This is a genomic window from Clostridium sp. CTA-5, assembly GCF_054768135.1.
Map to the genome: position 1 here is coordinate 105,426 of NZ_BAAAAT010000001.1, position 15,854 is coordinate 121,279.

Below are 15,854 nucleotides of genomic sequence, written 5' to 3' on the forward strand. Positions count from 1 at the left end.
TTGATGAAAATCGTGCATTATTATCAGTTAAGGATATAAGTGTAGATGATGTAGTTTCCAAACTTTCAGATGTAATTATTTATGAAAATAAAACATTTGTGTATTCATTATGTGCTATTTCGCCAATAGAAGCATCAGGAACACAACAGTTTTATAACAATAAATATTTACCATTAGATGGCTCAGGAATTATTGTTGGAATAATAGATACTGGTATAGATTATTTAAATGAAGAGTTTATTAATGAAGATGGAACCTCGAGAATTTTCACTATTTGGGATCAAAGTATTAATACAGGAAAAAGACCTACTAATCAACCAATAGGAAGTGAATATACAAGAGAAGAGATAACAAATGCAATTAAGGCTAAAATTGATGGGAAAGATCCATACGAAATAGTTCCTTCTAAGGATGAAATAGGTCATGGTACTAATATGGCAGGAATTGTTGGAGCTAGAGGAGCAAATTCAGAATTTTTAGGAACAGCACCACGATGTGATTTAGCTATTGTAAAGTTACTTCCTGCAAGTCAAAAATTAAGAAATGAATCATATATATATGGGAATGCAACAGTATTTTCAGGTATTGTAATATTTTTAGCACTTAAATATCTATATGAACTTTCAATTAATTTAAAAAAGCCAATTGTAATATTACTCCCTTTAGGATATAACATTGGAGGTCACAATGGGTTAGCTCTTAATGAGAGGTATATAGATGAAATTTCTAGAATTAGAGGAGTTGCAGTTGTTGTACCAACTGGAAATGAAGGAGATGCAGATATTCATACATCAGGAGTAATTGCTAAAGAAGGTGATGTTGGGAACATTGAACTTATAGTTGATGAAAATCAAAAAAATTTAAGATTTGAGATTTGGATTTCTAGACCGGATAAGCTTACATTATCAATTACTTCGCCTTCAGGAGAAATAGTTGAGAGAATACCTCCAACAAGTCAAAAAGTTACAGAGATTAATTTTATATATGAAAAAACAAAAATGTTTATTCAATATTTTAAACCAGAAGAAATAAGTGGAGACGAAAAAATTAGTATTACAGCATTGAATATAACTGGAGGTATATGGAACTTTAAACTTTTAGGAGAAATAATATATATAGGAAAGTATGATGCGTATTTACCGCAGAAAGAAATAATTGCTCCTAATACAAAATTTTTAAGTCCTAATCCAGAAGAGACATTGATGATTCCTTCAACATCAAGATATGCAATAACAGTTGGATATTATGATCAAACTAATAACTCTATTGTAGTAGATTCTGGTAGAGGATATACAAGAGATGGTAGAATAAAGCCTGATTTAGTAGCAGGAGGAATTAACGCCTTAGCTTTATATGGAGGAAAAACTAAAAAATTTATAAGTGGATCAAGTGTAGCAGCTGCTGTAGTGGCTGGATGTTCAGCACTTGTATTTCAATGGGGAATTATTGATTTAAAAGATAAAGCAATGTATTCAATAAAACTTAAAACATATTTAATAAGAGGGACATCAAAAAGAGAAGGTGATATATATCCAAATCCACAATGGGGATATGGAGCTATAAATATGAAGGGTGTTTTTGATAATATTAGAGGATTAAAAGAGAAAGAAAGTAGACAAGAGATTCAAAAACAAAATTCTGTTGATTCAAATAAAAACTATTTTTTTGATGTAAATAATAATATTGTCTTAATAGAATATAAAGGTGATATTATCAAGGCTATAAATAAGTTTCCTAACACTGAAGTATTCATAATAGATGATAAACGTGCATTGATTACAACACCATATTCAATCTATAAAGAAGTATTAAAATTAACACCTGAAATAGTGTATGTAGATTTAGATGCACCTCTTACACTTTGTGATATTTCACCAATAGAAGCATCTGGAGTAACTGTATTTCATAATAATGTATATTTGCCACTAAATGGTTCAGGTGTAATTGTAGGCATAATTGATACTGGAATAGACTATTTAAATGAAGAATTTATAAATGAAGATGGAACATCTAGAATTGTAGCACTTATGGATAGAGGAATTCCAGATAATAAATCTCCACTTAGATGTGCGGTATATAAAAATGAAGATATAAATAAGGCAATACAAGCTAAAAAAGATGGAAAGGATCCATATGAAATCGTACCATCTAAGGATGAAATAGGACATGGAACAAAGATGGCAGGAATAATTGCAGCAAGAGGAGCTAATCCAGATTTAATCGGCGCAGCACCTAGATGTGATCTAGCAATAGTAAAGCTTAGAAATGCGTTTAAGACTTTTAGAGATGATTATGGAGTTTATGGGGATGAACCTGTATTTAAAACAACAGGTTTAATACTTGCAATAAAATATTTATATGAATTATCGATTGAATTAAAAAAACCTATTGTAATATATTCTCCATTCGTAACTAATATTGGTCCTCATAATGGAAAAGCATTTACTGAAAAATATATAAATGAAATTTCTATTTATAATGGGGTTGCAGTTGTAATTCCAACAGGTAATGAAGGAAATACAGATACTCATACTTCTGGAATATTAAAAAATAAAGGGGATCAAGCAATTGTAGAAATACAAATAGGAAAAAATCAAAAGGATATATTTATTGAAATATGGATGTCAATACCAGATAAAATAGGATTATCAATAGTCTCTCCTACAGGAGAAGTTATTAGAGAAATATATCCAAAGTTTAAGACTGAAATAGAGATTAGTTTTTTATATGAAGAAACTAAGATGTCTATACAATATTTTACACCTGAAGAATTAACCGGAGAACAAAAAATAATTATAACTGCAAGAAATATAAGAGAAGGTATATGGCAATTTAGGCTTATAGGAGAATTGATAGTAGTTGGAAAATATGATGTTTGGATACTTCAAAGAAAAATTATAGCACCAAATACAAAGTTTTTAAATCCTATATCGGATACAACATTAACTACTCCAGCAACATCTAAAGGAGCAATAACTGTAGGATTTTATAATCAAAATAATAATTCTATTTTACCTGAATCAGGAAAGGGATATACTAGAGATAATATGATTAAACCTGATATAGCAGCAGGTGGAATCAATGCACGTACAACTACTGTAGGAGGAAGAATTGAAACTGTTAGTGGCTCAAGTGTAGCAGCTGCTATAACAGCAGGGGCTTGTGCATTATTATTTGAATGGGGAATTGTTCAAGGAAATGATACAACAATGTATGCTACAAAGTTAAAAACTTATATAATAAGAGGAGCTAATAAGAGGCCAGGAGATACTTATCCTAATCCTCAGTGGGGATATGGGATGTTAAATGTAAAGGGGATTTTTGATAATATTAGAGGATTAAAAAGTGAAAAAAGTAGGGAAATACCAACAGAGAAAAAGATAAATTATTTTTTGCTAGAGAATAACGTAAATACAATGGTGGAATATAAGGGTGATATAGTTGGTGCAATGAAAAAGTTTCCAAATTCACAAGTATATATACTAGATGAAAAAAGTGCTTTTATATCGTTGCCATATGAGATAGTTAATAAAGTATTAAAAACAACTCCAGAAATAGTATATATAGATCCAGGGTCACCTTTAACTTTATGTGAGATATCTCCAGTAGTAGTTTCACAGGCTACATTGTTTCATAAGAATGAATCTTTACAATTAAATGGTTCAGGTGTTATTGTTGGAATAGTTGATACAGGAATAGATTACTTAAATGAGGAGTTTATAAATGAAGATGGGACTTCTAGGATATTAGGCATTTATGATCAAAATATTGATGGTAAAACTCCTCCAGTTGGACAACCAGTAGGAACTATATATACTCAAGATGATATAAATAAAGCAATACAAGAAAAGAAAAAAGGAGGAGATCCATATTCAATTGTAGCATCTAAAGATGAAATAGGACATGGAACAAAAATTGCAGGAATAGTAGCTGCAAGTGGGGTTAATCCAGAACTTGTAGGAGTAGCACCAAAATGTAATTTAGCAGTTGTAAATCTTAGACCTGGAAATGAAGTTTTTAGAAAAACTTATGCTATTTATGGAAATGAAGTTTCATATAAAAATACTGCAGTATTTTTAGGTGTTAGATATTTATTTAAACTAGCTTCTAGTTTAAATAAACCAATTGTAATATATATTCCATTAGGCACTAATATAGGACCACATACTGGAGAATCTTATGTTGAAAGATATTCAGAGGTAATTTCTAGAAATATTGGAGTGGCAGTAGTGGCACCAACAGGTAATCAAGGAAATACTTCAACTCATACTTCAGGAGTGATAAAAAAGGCAGGAGATATATCTATTATAGAGCTTAAAATAGGAGCAGATCAAAAAGATATAAGAATTGAAATATGGATTTCAAAACCAGATAAAGTATCACTTTCAATAACATCTCCTACAGGTGAAGTTATAAAAAGAATACCTCCAAAGCTTAAAGAAGTAACAGATATAGAATTTGTATATGAAGAAACTAAAATGACAGTAGAATATTTTATACCAGAAGAAATTAGTGGAGATCAAAAGATACTTATTATGGCAAGAGACATCAGAGAAGGAATTTGGCAATTTAAGCTTATAGGAGAATTTATTGTGGTTGGAAAATATGATTCTTGGATATTGCAAAAAGAACTTATAGCAAAAGAAACAAGATTTATTAGACCCAATCCATATACTACATTAATGCTACCAGGAACTTCAAGCAGTGTAATAACAGCAGCATACTATAATCAAAATAATAATTCTATTGTTCCACAATCAGGCAGAGGGTACACAAGAAATGATATGGTAAAACCAGATATAGCAGCAGCAGGAATAAACGCTATTACAACCACTGTAGGAGGAAAAACTGCAATTATTACAGGCTCGAGTGTAGCAGGAGCTGTTGTAGCAGGATCTTGTGCATTATTATTTCAATGGGGAATTGTTGATGGAAATGATATTGAAATGTATGCTGAAAAATTAAAAACATATCTAATTAGAGGTGCTGAAAAGCGACCAGGAGATGTATATCCTAATCCTCAATGGGGATATGGGATGCTTAATTTAAAAGGTGTTTTTGATAATATCAGATTAAGAAAAGACGATAAAAATAATAATTATAATATAAAAACAAAACAAACATGGAATGAATATTATGTAGGTAATTTATTTATAAGATTACCTAAGGCACAATCAAAAAAATAACAAGTCTATTTGCAAGCTTATTTTCCATCATGCTGCCTTTTCAAATTGACCTAATAGGCACGCAATGAGGACAATTCATATCCTTGCCTGATGAAAAATATCCATTGCAACTCTGGACTTATTATTTATTTTCATGTGCCTAAATTTTGCAATATAAATTATATTTAATAAGTCTCCTGTATAGCTTAAGAAGATAATTAAACAATATAGGAGACTATTAATTTTAGATTTTAAAATATAAAAATTATTATGATTTTAGTTAGCAATATGTTTTAATAAGCTGAATATAATAATTAGTAATACAGTAATTAAATAGGTGGTAAGCTATGTATTTATCGATACCGAAAAACTTTTTGATACCAGTTGGTTATTTAGAAGAAGAGATTTTAAATGAAAATAATTCAGATATTGATTTTATAAATAAAATTATAAAGAGAAAGCAATTAGTATTAGGTATATCTGTACCTACTGAAAAACAAAAGATATGGGTTATAGAAAAAGAGTATATGAAAAAATATGCTGAATCTAAAGGAGCTACAGTAAAAATAGAAAATGCTGATGATGATGCAGATAAACAAATTTCACAAGTAGAAAATTTAATATCACAAGGTATAGACATCTTAATTATTGCACCAGTAGATTCAGTAGCTGCATCAGGTATTGTTGAAAAAGCTCACAAAGCGGGAATCAAAGTAATAGCTTTTGATAGAATTATAGAAAATAGCGATTTAGATATGTATATATCTTTTAATACTATAAGGGTTGGAGAGCTTCAAGGTCGTTTCCTTACTCAGAAAGTTCCAAATGGAAATTATATTATTATGTCAGGAGATCCACGTGATAATAATGCTAAAGGATTAAAGGAAGGAGCAATGAAATATATACAACCACTAGTTGATAAAGGTGATATAAAAATAGTTACAGACATGGCGGTAGATAAATGGAATCCAAGGAATGCTTTTAAGATAGTTGAACAGTCTTTAATTAATAATAACAATAAAATTAATGGTATATTAGCACCAAATGATAGTACAGCAGGTGGAGCAATTGAAGCACTACAAGCACAGGGGTTAGCAGGAAAAGTAGTAGTAACAGGTCAAGATGGAGATTTAGATGCTCTTCAAAGAATAATCAAAGGAACTCAATTGATGACAGTATTTAAAGATCCTAAAAAATTGGGTAAGGCTACTATAGATACTGCAATAAAATTAGTTAATGGAGAAAGTATAGATATAAGTGGAAGTATAAATAATGGTAAAATAGATGTGCCTTTAATTCTAGTTAACCCAATAGCTATAGACAAAAATAATATAGATAGTGAGCTTATAAATAGTGGATATTTTAAGAAAGAAGAAATTTACAATATATAAGTATAAAATAATGTATACTTATATCATTAACCCTCATGACAATTACTATCATGGGGGTTAATGATATTTATGGAATATATTAAATCAAAAATTCTTTTATTTTATAAGTAGATTTATATGTTAGATAAATATATAAGTTCCAATAAAGTTTATTCATTAATCAACGAGTATAGTGAAAAACTTATATAGAAAATTTATTATATATATAATTCTAAGTGGATAGTATTAATACAGGTATGGACCTTTTATAAAAATTAAATAAAAAAAATTATAAGTTCATTAAATTAATTAGAATATATATTAAAAATTAAAATTAGAAATACAATAAATATTTTAGTAGAATTTAATAACATTATACATAAAACTTTTATAAAATTTACTTAAAAAATAGAATTAATTAAGTTAGTGTAGAAGTAATTTAAAAGTTTTTATTTATGGGGGAAATATATGAATATATGTATTAAAAGTTCAAAAATACTAATAATTGTACTAAAGTATACAAAAATAACAACGAAAACTTATTTGTATGCAAATTTTTAGATAGGAGTATTTTAATGAATTTATTAAATTTAAACAAAAGAATATTATATTGTACATATGTTTTGGTGATTGTATTATTATTCTCTGGATGTTCTAAAGATAAATCTTTAGGTTTAAGTTCAGAGTCTAAAAATGAGCAAACCAAAACTTATTTAGAAGAAACTAATAGTAAGAGTGAAAATATGATTATGGATTTTAATAAAAAATTACTATTAAAAAAACCAAACAAGCCTATTAATAAAAATCCTTCAATATTATTTTTAGGTAATAGCTTTTTATTTGTAAATGATTTACCATCAATGTTTACTAAACTTTCAGAGAGTGGAGGTATTAGTCCTAATATTTATGATCTTTCAGAAGGGTGTTATCGCTTAGAATTATTTGCAGATAAAAAAGATGAGGTAGGAGCAATTGCGTATGATGCTTTAGAAAATTATCAGTGGGATTATGTAGTTTTACAAGAGCAAAGCAGAATTCCAACGGTAGATGCTGATAATAGCATGTATCCAGCATCAAGGAAACTTGATAAACTAATAAAAGCTGGAAATGGACAAACTGCATTTTTTATGACATGGGCGTATAAAAATGGAGATGATTTATCTGAATTTGGAATAAATCAAAAAACAACAAGAGAAGAAATGCAAACACAAATAGCTAATAGTTATTTCTCTATTTCAAAAGAGTTGGATTCACTTCTTTCTCCAGCAGGTATAGCATTTATGAGATGTGCAGAAAAATATCCTGAAATTAATTTATGGGATGAAGAAGATTTAATGCACCCTAGTGTTTATGGAACATATTTAGCATCATGTACTTTATATGCAACTCTTTATGATGAATCGCCAGTTGGACTTGAATATACAGCTGATTTAGATTCAGATACTGCACTAAAGTTACAAAAAATAGCAAATGATACTGTTTTTAATTAATAGAAATTTATAAATAAACTAGTTATAATAGTAAATAAGTTTATAAAATAAAAAACTTATTAGGAGAAAACAATGTATATTGATGCACATACTCATTTAGATTTTTTTAAAGAGAATATAGAGAATGCTATAGATGAAATTAATAATCTTAAAATTTTAACTATTACAAATGGTATGGACGTAGAGAGTTATTTAAAAAATAAAGAATATACTAAAAAGAGCAAATATATTAAAGCAACTTTTGGAATACATCCTTGGAAGGCATATGAATACCAGGGCAAACTTAAAGATCTAGTTCCTTATATTGAAGAAAGTGACTTGATTGGCGAAATAGGTTTAGATTTTTTTTGGATAGAAGACCAAAAAACTTATAAGGCACAGAGAAGAATTTTTAATTTTATATTGGAAGAAAGTATTAAAAGGAATAAGATTATATCAATACATACAAAGGGTGCAGAAAAAGAAATTTACAATATTCTTAAAAAATATAATTATAGTAATGTAATTATTCATTGGTATAGTGGTGATTTTGAAACTTTAGATAATCTTATAAAATTAGGTTGCTATTTTACGATAAGTGTTGATATAGGATATTCAAAATTAACAGAAGAAGTGTTAATTAAAATTCCAATAGACAGATTACTTGTAGAAACTGATGGACCAACAGCTTTAGAATGGGTAAATGGAGAATATGGATATCCAAAAGTAATAATTGATGTTATGAAAAGTGTATCTAAAATAAAAAAAATTCCAATTGAAGAATTATCAAAAATTATAGAGAAGAATTTTTTTAGATTAACAGAACTTTAGATTAAAAGATATGTTTTAAGGTATTAGCAGTTATTTAAATATAAGTAACATTGAAAAAAATAATAGACCTGTATACTCGTCTATTTTGTGTAATACTGCAGTAACAAATTTAGCCAATAGCTCGCTATTAACTGAGTTTGTTTTCTTGTCTGACATAGAATATACAAACTATCTTTAGGCTATTATTTTATTTCAGGCGCCTAATTAGATTATAGTATAGACTAATTAATAAAAAGTATTAATTATATTGACACAATAGGAAAAAAAATATATAGTTAACTTATAATAACATAATAACAGCTGGGGAGTTAGTAAACTATCTGAGAGGAAATTATTTGAAATTTCGACCCATAACCTGATTTGGATAATGTCAACGTAGGGAGACTGTATTATTTAAGTATAATATTAAATTAGTAACCACAAGCATAAAATTGTCTGGATTAGATGATTTTATGCTTTTTTTATTCTTTAGGAAATTATATTTTTTAAATCTGTGAATAACTTAGATTATATTTTTGCTTAAGGATTAAGAAATAAAACCTAAAGAATAAAAAGAAAATATATTCGCCTGCCAGATTTTTCTCACATACGTTCGAAAAGGCAGATGCGTAAAAAAAATCGACGGCTCCACAGTCGCCTTAGCGATTTTTTTATTCTTTAGGAAATTATATTAAAAAATAAATAACTTAAATTATAATTTTGTTTTAAAATATAGTTTAAAAATTAGGAGGATTAATATGACAGTATGTAATGTGAGCTTACAAGTAATACCAAAGGTACCAGATGAGATGACCTATCCAGTAGTGGATAAGGTTATAGAATACATTCAATCAACAGGGGTAAAATATGAAGTAGGTCCGATGGAGACAACAATGGAAGGGGAGTTAGACTTTCTTCTTCAAATTGTAAAAAGAGCACAAGAAATTTGTGTAGAAGAGGGAGCATCTAGAGTAGCTTCTATTGTAAAGATTGACTATAAAAAAGAGGGCGTAACAATTGATGAAAAGATTAAAAAATATAGGGGATAAGTTAATACCATTAAGTTTTGTTATTGGACTTTTAATATTGTGGGAAATAATTATTTTGTTAGGTGGAATTCAAAAATATATTATGCCAGCTCCAAGCGATATTATTAAGGTTCTTATAAACGATTTTAGTATAATGTTTCCTCATATATTAATTACAATATATGAGGGTATAGTAGGATTTATTTTAGCTATAATATCAGCATTAATTTTAGCAATATTTATGGATATGATTCCACTAATAAGAAGAACTCTTTATCCGATATTTGTGATATCACAAACCATACCAATAATTGCATTAGCTCCACTATTTATAATTTGGTTTGGATTTGGAACTTTACCTAAAATAATAGTTGTAGTATTAGTATGCTTTTTCCCAATTGTTATTAGTATATCAGATGGATTAAATTCTGTAGATAACGATTTTATAAATCATTTTAAATTGATGGGTGCATCAAAATTAAAGGTGTTTTTACACTTAAAACTTCCTTATGGAATTCTAAGCTTTTTTTCTGGAATGAGAATTGCAGCAACTTATAGTATTATGGGTGCGGTAATTGGAGAATGGCTTGGAGGGGATAGAGGACTTGGCGTATATATGACGAGAGCTAGAAGCTCATATGCATTAGATAAGATGTTTGCAGCGATAATTGTAATTGTTGCAATTAGTATGGGGATATTTATTTTAGTTACATTTATTGAAAGAAAATTTACACCATGGAAAAGAGTAGAAGGTTAGATATTATTTAAATCATGTAAAAATAAATAAGTTAAGACTTAAGGAGGACTATTTATGAAAAAGAGGAGATTACTAGCATTAGCAATGTCAGCATTATTAATTTCTACTGGATTAGTTGGATGCAATTCAACTAAAAAGAGTGCAAAGGAAGAAGGTCTACAAAAGGTTAAGTTAATTTTAGATTATACACCTAATACAAATCATACAGGTATTTATGTAGCTCAGGAGAAAGGATATTATAAGGAACAAGGATTAGATGTTGAAATCATTCAACCCTCAGAAGGTGCAGCTTTACAATTAATTTCAGCTGGAAAAGCAGATTTTGCTATAAGTTATCAAGAAGATTTAACGTTTGCTAGAACTTCAGATATTCAATTACCAGTTAAAGCTATTGCTACAATTATTCAAAATAACACATCAGGATTTGCATCACCAAAAGAAAAGGGAATAAAAACAGTAAAAGATTTTGAAGGAAAAGTATATGGTGGATGGGGAAGTCCTAGTGAAGAAGCAATTTTAAAGACTGTAATGGAAAAAGGGGGAGCTGATTTTTCAAAACTTAAGAAAGTAGATGCAGGTACAGAAGATTTCTTTATAGCTACAAAGAATAATATAGATTTTGAGTGGGTTTTTGAAGGATGGACTAATATAGAAGCTAAGGAAAGAAACTTTGATATAAATTATATACCACTTAGAGAATTAGATGAATCATTAAACTACTATACTCCAATTATAGCAACTACAGAAGATCAGATTAATAATAACCCAGAATTGGTTAAGAAATTTTTAACGGCTACATCAAAAGGATATGAAGAATGTATATCAAATCCAGAAGAAAGTGCAAAATTATTAGTTTCAAAAGTGCCAGAAATTGATGAAAATTTAGCAATAGATAGTATGAAATTCCTAGCTAAAGAATATAAGGCTGATGCAAAAAAATGGGGTGAAATGAAGGATAGTGTTTGGGATAATTACACAAAATTCCTTTTAGATAATGGAATTATTACTAAGGATATGAAAGCAAGTGAGGCTTATACAAATGAATTCTTACCAAAATAAAATAGAACTTGCAAAGGTTAAAAAAAGCTTTGGTGAGTTAGAAATATTAAAAGATATAACATTTAATGTAAGAGAAGGTGAGCTTATTTCAATTGTAGGGCCATCAGGAAGTGGAAAAAGTACTATTTTTAATATTATTACTAAAATAATAAATGAGGATAGTGGAGATATAGTTGTTAATGGCAATGCTAGCTACATGTATCAAAAAGATATGATGGTCCCTTGGAAGAAGGTAATAGATAACATAGGAATACCACTTATATTTAAAGGCTCTAATAAGAAAGATGCTAGAGAAATAGTATTAAAATATATTGATATATTTGGTCTTAAAGGTTTTGAATATAAATATCCAACTCAATTATCCGGAGGAATGAAGCAAAGAGCAAATTTGTTAAAAACCTATTTGACGTCAAAAGATATAATGTTGTTAGATGAACCATTTGCAGCACTAGATTCAATAACTAGAAAGAAAATGCAAAAGTGGCTTTTAGATTTAATTAGAGAAATGAAGACTACAATATTATTTATAACACATGATATAGAAGAGGCTATATTTCTTTCAAATAGAATATATGTAATTTCTCAAAAACCAGCAGTAATAAGGGGAGAAATTAATGTTAATCTAGGTGGAATTAGAGAAGAAGATATTGTAACAGATGATAAATTTATAAAAATAAAAAAAGAAGTGTTAAATTTAATGAAATCTTAAAAATTGTTTTTAATAAAATTAAGTTTAAATATATTTATAAAGGAAGGTGATGTTTTAAGTGAATGTGAATATTATAGTATAAAGCTCATGGACAGAAGAATTTACTTTAAGAACTCTAAAATAAAGTTTAGTCCAATTAATGCATGCTCCCAATCAAAGATTGTTGACAAGCAATTAATTGGACAAAACTTCATTAAGAGTTCTAAAAAGTAAATTCCAATGCCAGTTCGCCCTTATACTATAATATTCACACTATTTTAAAACACATCTATGTAATAAAGAATGAACTATTTAAAAATAATGTTTATGCATTTAAAATAGTTCATTCTTTATTTTTTTAAATTATATTATTCAATAGATTGTAATAAATTAAATTACAATTTTGTTTTAAGTTAAATTACAATTTTGTTTTAAGTTAAAGAAATAAAAACTAACGAACTAAAAGTTATCGGTTGTATTTTATACATATGTTTGAAAAATTTGCTGTATAAAAAATTAATATATTGTATTTATTAATTTTTTACGGTATACTTTAAACATAAACTTTAAAAAGTTTATTTAAAAAGTTTTGAAAGCGTGGAATGTACATGAGTAAAATATCTGGTAAACCAAAAGAATTAAAAAGAGTAAACATTTCATTAATATTAGAATTTATAAGAAATAACCGGAGTGCAAGTAGAACAGAAATTGTTAAAGGAACTGGTATTAGTCAAACTACAGTTGGAAAGTTATTATCAGAATTACAAAGTAGTAATGACATAATAAATATAGGATTAGATAAGTCAAGTGGTGGAAGAAGAGCTGAAAGGTATTCACTAAATAAAAATAAAAGCTATGTATTGTCGATAATTATAAATGGAGAATATTTAATATATAACTTAGTAAATAGTATAGGTAATATTATAGAAAGCAATAAAATTGAAACGAATGAACTTTTAGATAAGGTTATTATAGATGATTTAATTGATAGTTTTATAAAAAACAATAAAGATATAAAAGCAATAGGAATATGTGTGCCGGGGGTTATTAGTAAGAATGGATATTTGTCTGGAAGAACATTTTCAGAGTTAAAGGAAATAGATATAAATAGACATATTCAAGAAAAATATAATATACCTGTATTTTTAGAAAATGATTTAAATTCAGCTGCTTTAGGATTCTTAGATGAATATGTAAATAATCAAAAAAGCAATGCAAAAGAATGTTTAAATATGGTATACATTAATTTTAATAAATTAGGAGCTGGAGCAGGAATAATAATTAATAACAAATTAGTAAAAGGAAAAGATAATTTTGCTGGAGAGATTGGATTTATAAAATTTGGAAATCAACAAGTAAATGAATTATTGAAAAACAAACCAAATGATAAAGAGTATATAGAGATAGTAGTAAATATAATATCAGCAATTAATTTTATAATTAATCCTTCATTAATAGTGTTAGGAGGAAACGACTTTAGATACAATTTAATTGAAGAAATTAAGAAAAATTATAAAGAAAATAATATTAAAACAGAAATATGTATAGCTAAGGATGATATCGACATTTCTTTTAAAGGAATTAATAAAATGTTATTAAATTTAATAGATAACAATATAAAATTGGTAAAAAATTTATAGATAAAATTTAAATGGGGGTAGAAAATATGTATAAGTATATTATATTTGACATTGATGGAACTATTTTAGATACTGAGTTAGCTGTTCTTTCATCACTTCAAAAAGTAGTTTTAGAGGAATTAAATAAAAAGGTAGATACCGAAGAACTTAGATTTGCATTAGGAATTCCAGGAGAGGCAGCATTAAATCAATTGGGAATATATAATATTGATGAAGTAAATAATAAGTGGAATGAATACTTAAAAGAATATTTTCATACTATAAAAGTTTTTGAAGGTTTTAAAGATACTTTAGAAGAATTAAGCAATAGAAATGTAAAGATGGGAATAGTTACTTCAAAAAGTAAAGTTGAGTATATAAATGATTTTGAACCATTTGGTTTAAATAATCATTTTGATTTAGTAATTTGTGCAGATGATACAAAAAAACACAAACCTAATCCAGATCCAATTTTAAAGTTTATTGAGTTATCAAATGTTAATAAATCAGAGGCCATATATATAGGAGATACTAAGTATGATATGGATTGTGCTTCAAGTGCAGGAATAGATTTTGCATTGGCATCATGGGGATGTAAATCACCTGAAAATATTATTACAAAGTTTAATTTCAATGAGCCTAAAGATATTCTTAAAATTTTATAAAAAAGTAGATTTTCTAAATAAGATAATATTTTATTTCCTATGTTTTAAGTTAATGTTGATATTAAATATAATGGTGAAAGGGTATTTTCCCATGAACTTTTATATTTAATATCAACTATTTTTTTATGGGGTATTTATCTTAAAATAAAATATATTAGTTTTTTATAATATTTTATATATGGCTTATTAAACTTATATGCATGAAATAAATTCAAGATTCTATAGTCATTTTTGTAATTTTGTATTAAAATATATAAAATTAATGATTAGTGAGGTGGACATTATGATAAATAATTCATCAAAAAAAGATAAGTTATTAAATAAACAATTTAATAAAATAAATAAAATAGAAGAAAAAATACTAACAAAAAAAGAAAATGGATTTATAAAAAATAAACTAAATCCATATAAACAAAAAGTTGAAGAAAAAATACCTAAAAAACTTCAAAGTACTTTAGAAAGCGCTTTTGAAAAGGGGTTTAAAATAGTTTTTCAAAAAGGAACTAGTATTATTGAGAAAAGTTATAAAAAAGAAAAAATAAAAAATGAATTTGATATAGATAATTATGGTTTCGATAAGCAAACAACCAAAAAGAATTTAAAAAAGATAGATAGAAAGACAAATAATAAGCTTATCTTAAATAAATCAATAAGTATTTTAGAAGGAGGTGCACTGGGTATATTAGGCATTGGTTTACCTGATATACCATTATTTATCGGTGTTATATTAAAGACTATTTATGAAATATGTTTAGGATATGGATATAATTATGATACTAATCAAGAAAAGGCATATATTTTAAATATTATTTGTGCTGCTGTAACTAATGGGGATACACAAAAGAGATATATAGAAGAAATCGACTTAATAGGGTCAGAAATAGACAATGGAATTGTAAAACAATATTGTCTTGATGATTTAACTGAGCATTGTTCTAAATATATGGCAAGTTCAATGTTAACTTCAAAATTTATTCAGGGGTTACCTTTAGTTGGAATTGTGGGAGGAATCACCAATTACAAAACTATCAAAGACATAAGTAATATAGCAAAGATTAAATATAAGAAGAGATATTTAAATAAGATAAGGAACAATTAAAAAATCTTAATACAAAATAGTTGTAATTTTTTACATATATGCCTTTTAAACCATATGCAAGAAAAGGCATATATGTTTTTATATAATTATGCTATACTACTTGAAGGAAGATATATTGAAAGGAA

Annotated in this window: 11 protein-coding genes and 1 riboswitch; all 11 genes read left to right on the forward strand. The window is 27.2% G+C overall.

The features are described 5' to 3' along the window. The first annotated feature begins 98 nt into the window (after positions 1–98). The 11 genes from ACYUET_RS00455 (at position 99) to ACYUET_RS00505 (ending at position 15,729) form a co-directional block, all read left to right on the forward strand. Positions 99–5,186, forward strand: a complete 5,088-nt coding sequence (locus ACYUET_RS00455; protein WP_460277061.1) for a S8 family serine peptidase — start codon at positions 99–101, stop codon at positions 5,184–5,186. Between the two features lie 326 nt (positions 5,187–5,512). Continuing rightward, complete coding sequence (locus ACYUET_RS00460) at positions 5,513–6,556, forward strand: sugar ABC transporter substrate-binding protein (protein WP_460277062.1); 1,044 nt, start codon at positions 5,513–5,515, stop codon at positions 6,554–6,556. 554 nt (positions 6,557–7,110) lie between these two features. Further along, positions 7,111–8,025 (forward strand): DUF4886 domain-containing protein, encoded by a 915-nt coding sequence (locus tag ACYUET_RS00465; RefSeq protein WP_460277064.1) that lies wholly within the window; start codon positions 7,111–7,113, stop codon positions 8,023–8,025. Between the two features lie 72 nt (positions 8,026–8,097). Continuing rightward, a complete protein-coding gene (locus ACYUET_RS00470; protein WP_460277066.1) occupies positions 8,098–8,835 on the forward strand; it encodes a TatD family hydrolase in 738 nt (245 codons plus the stop codon). 291 nt (positions 8,836–9,126) lie between these two features. Then, positions 9,127–9,235: riboswitch (TPP riboswitch) on the forward strand. A gap of 337 nt (positions 9,236–9,572) precedes the next feature. Then, the gene (locus ACYUET_RS00475; RefSeq protein WP_460277067.1) at positions 9,573–9,863 is read left to right on the forward strand and encodes a thiamine-binding protein; all 291 of its coding nucleotides are present in this window, start codon (positions 9,573–9,575) and stop codon (positions 9,861–9,863) included. Continuing rightward, positions 9,835–10,599, forward strand: a complete 765-nt coding sequence (locus ACYUET_RS00480; protein ID WP_460277068.1) for an ABC transporter permease — start codon at positions 9,835–9,837, stop codon at positions 10,597–10,599. The genes ACYUET_RS00475 and ACYUET_RS00480 overlap by 29 nt, the downstream gene beginning before the upstream one ends. Before the next feature lie 54 nt (positions 10,600–10,653). Beyond that, positions 10,654–11,658 (forward strand): ABC transporter substrate-binding protein, encoded by a 1,005-nt coding sequence (locus ACYUET_RS00485; protein ID WP_460277070.1) that lies wholly within the window; start codon positions 10,654–10,656, stop codon positions 11,656–11,658. Continuing rightward, positions 11,639–12,367: an ABC transporter ATP-binding protein gene (locus ACYUET_RS00490; RefSeq protein ID WP_460277072.1), complete on the forward strand. Its 729-nt coding sequence runs from the start codon at positions 11,639–11,641 to the stop codon at positions 12,365–12,367. The genes ACYUET_RS00485 and ACYUET_RS00490 overlap by 20 nt, the downstream gene beginning before the upstream one ends. A 587-nt stretch (positions 12,368–12,954) precedes the next feature. Then, positions 12,955–13,986: an ROK family protein gene (locus ACYUET_RS00495; RefSeq protein ID WP_460277074.1), complete on the forward strand. Its 1,032-nt coding sequence runs from the start codon at positions 12,955–12,957 to the stop codon at positions 13,984–13,986. Positions 13,987–14,012: 26 nt separating this feature from the next. Continuing rightward, on the forward strand, positions 14,013–14,630 hold the full coding sequence (locus ACYUET_RS00500; protein WP_460277076.1) for an HAD family hydrolase: 618 nt from the start codon (positions 14,013–14,015) through the stop codon (positions 14,628–14,630). Positions 14,631–14,913: 283 nt separating this feature from the next. Next, positions 14,914–15,729, forward strand: coding sequence for an EcsC family protein (locus ACYUET_RS00505; RefSeq protein ID WP_460277078.1), 816 nt, complete (start codon positions 14,914–14,916; stop codon positions 15,727–15,729). Positions 15,730–15,854: the final 125 nt, after the last annotated feature.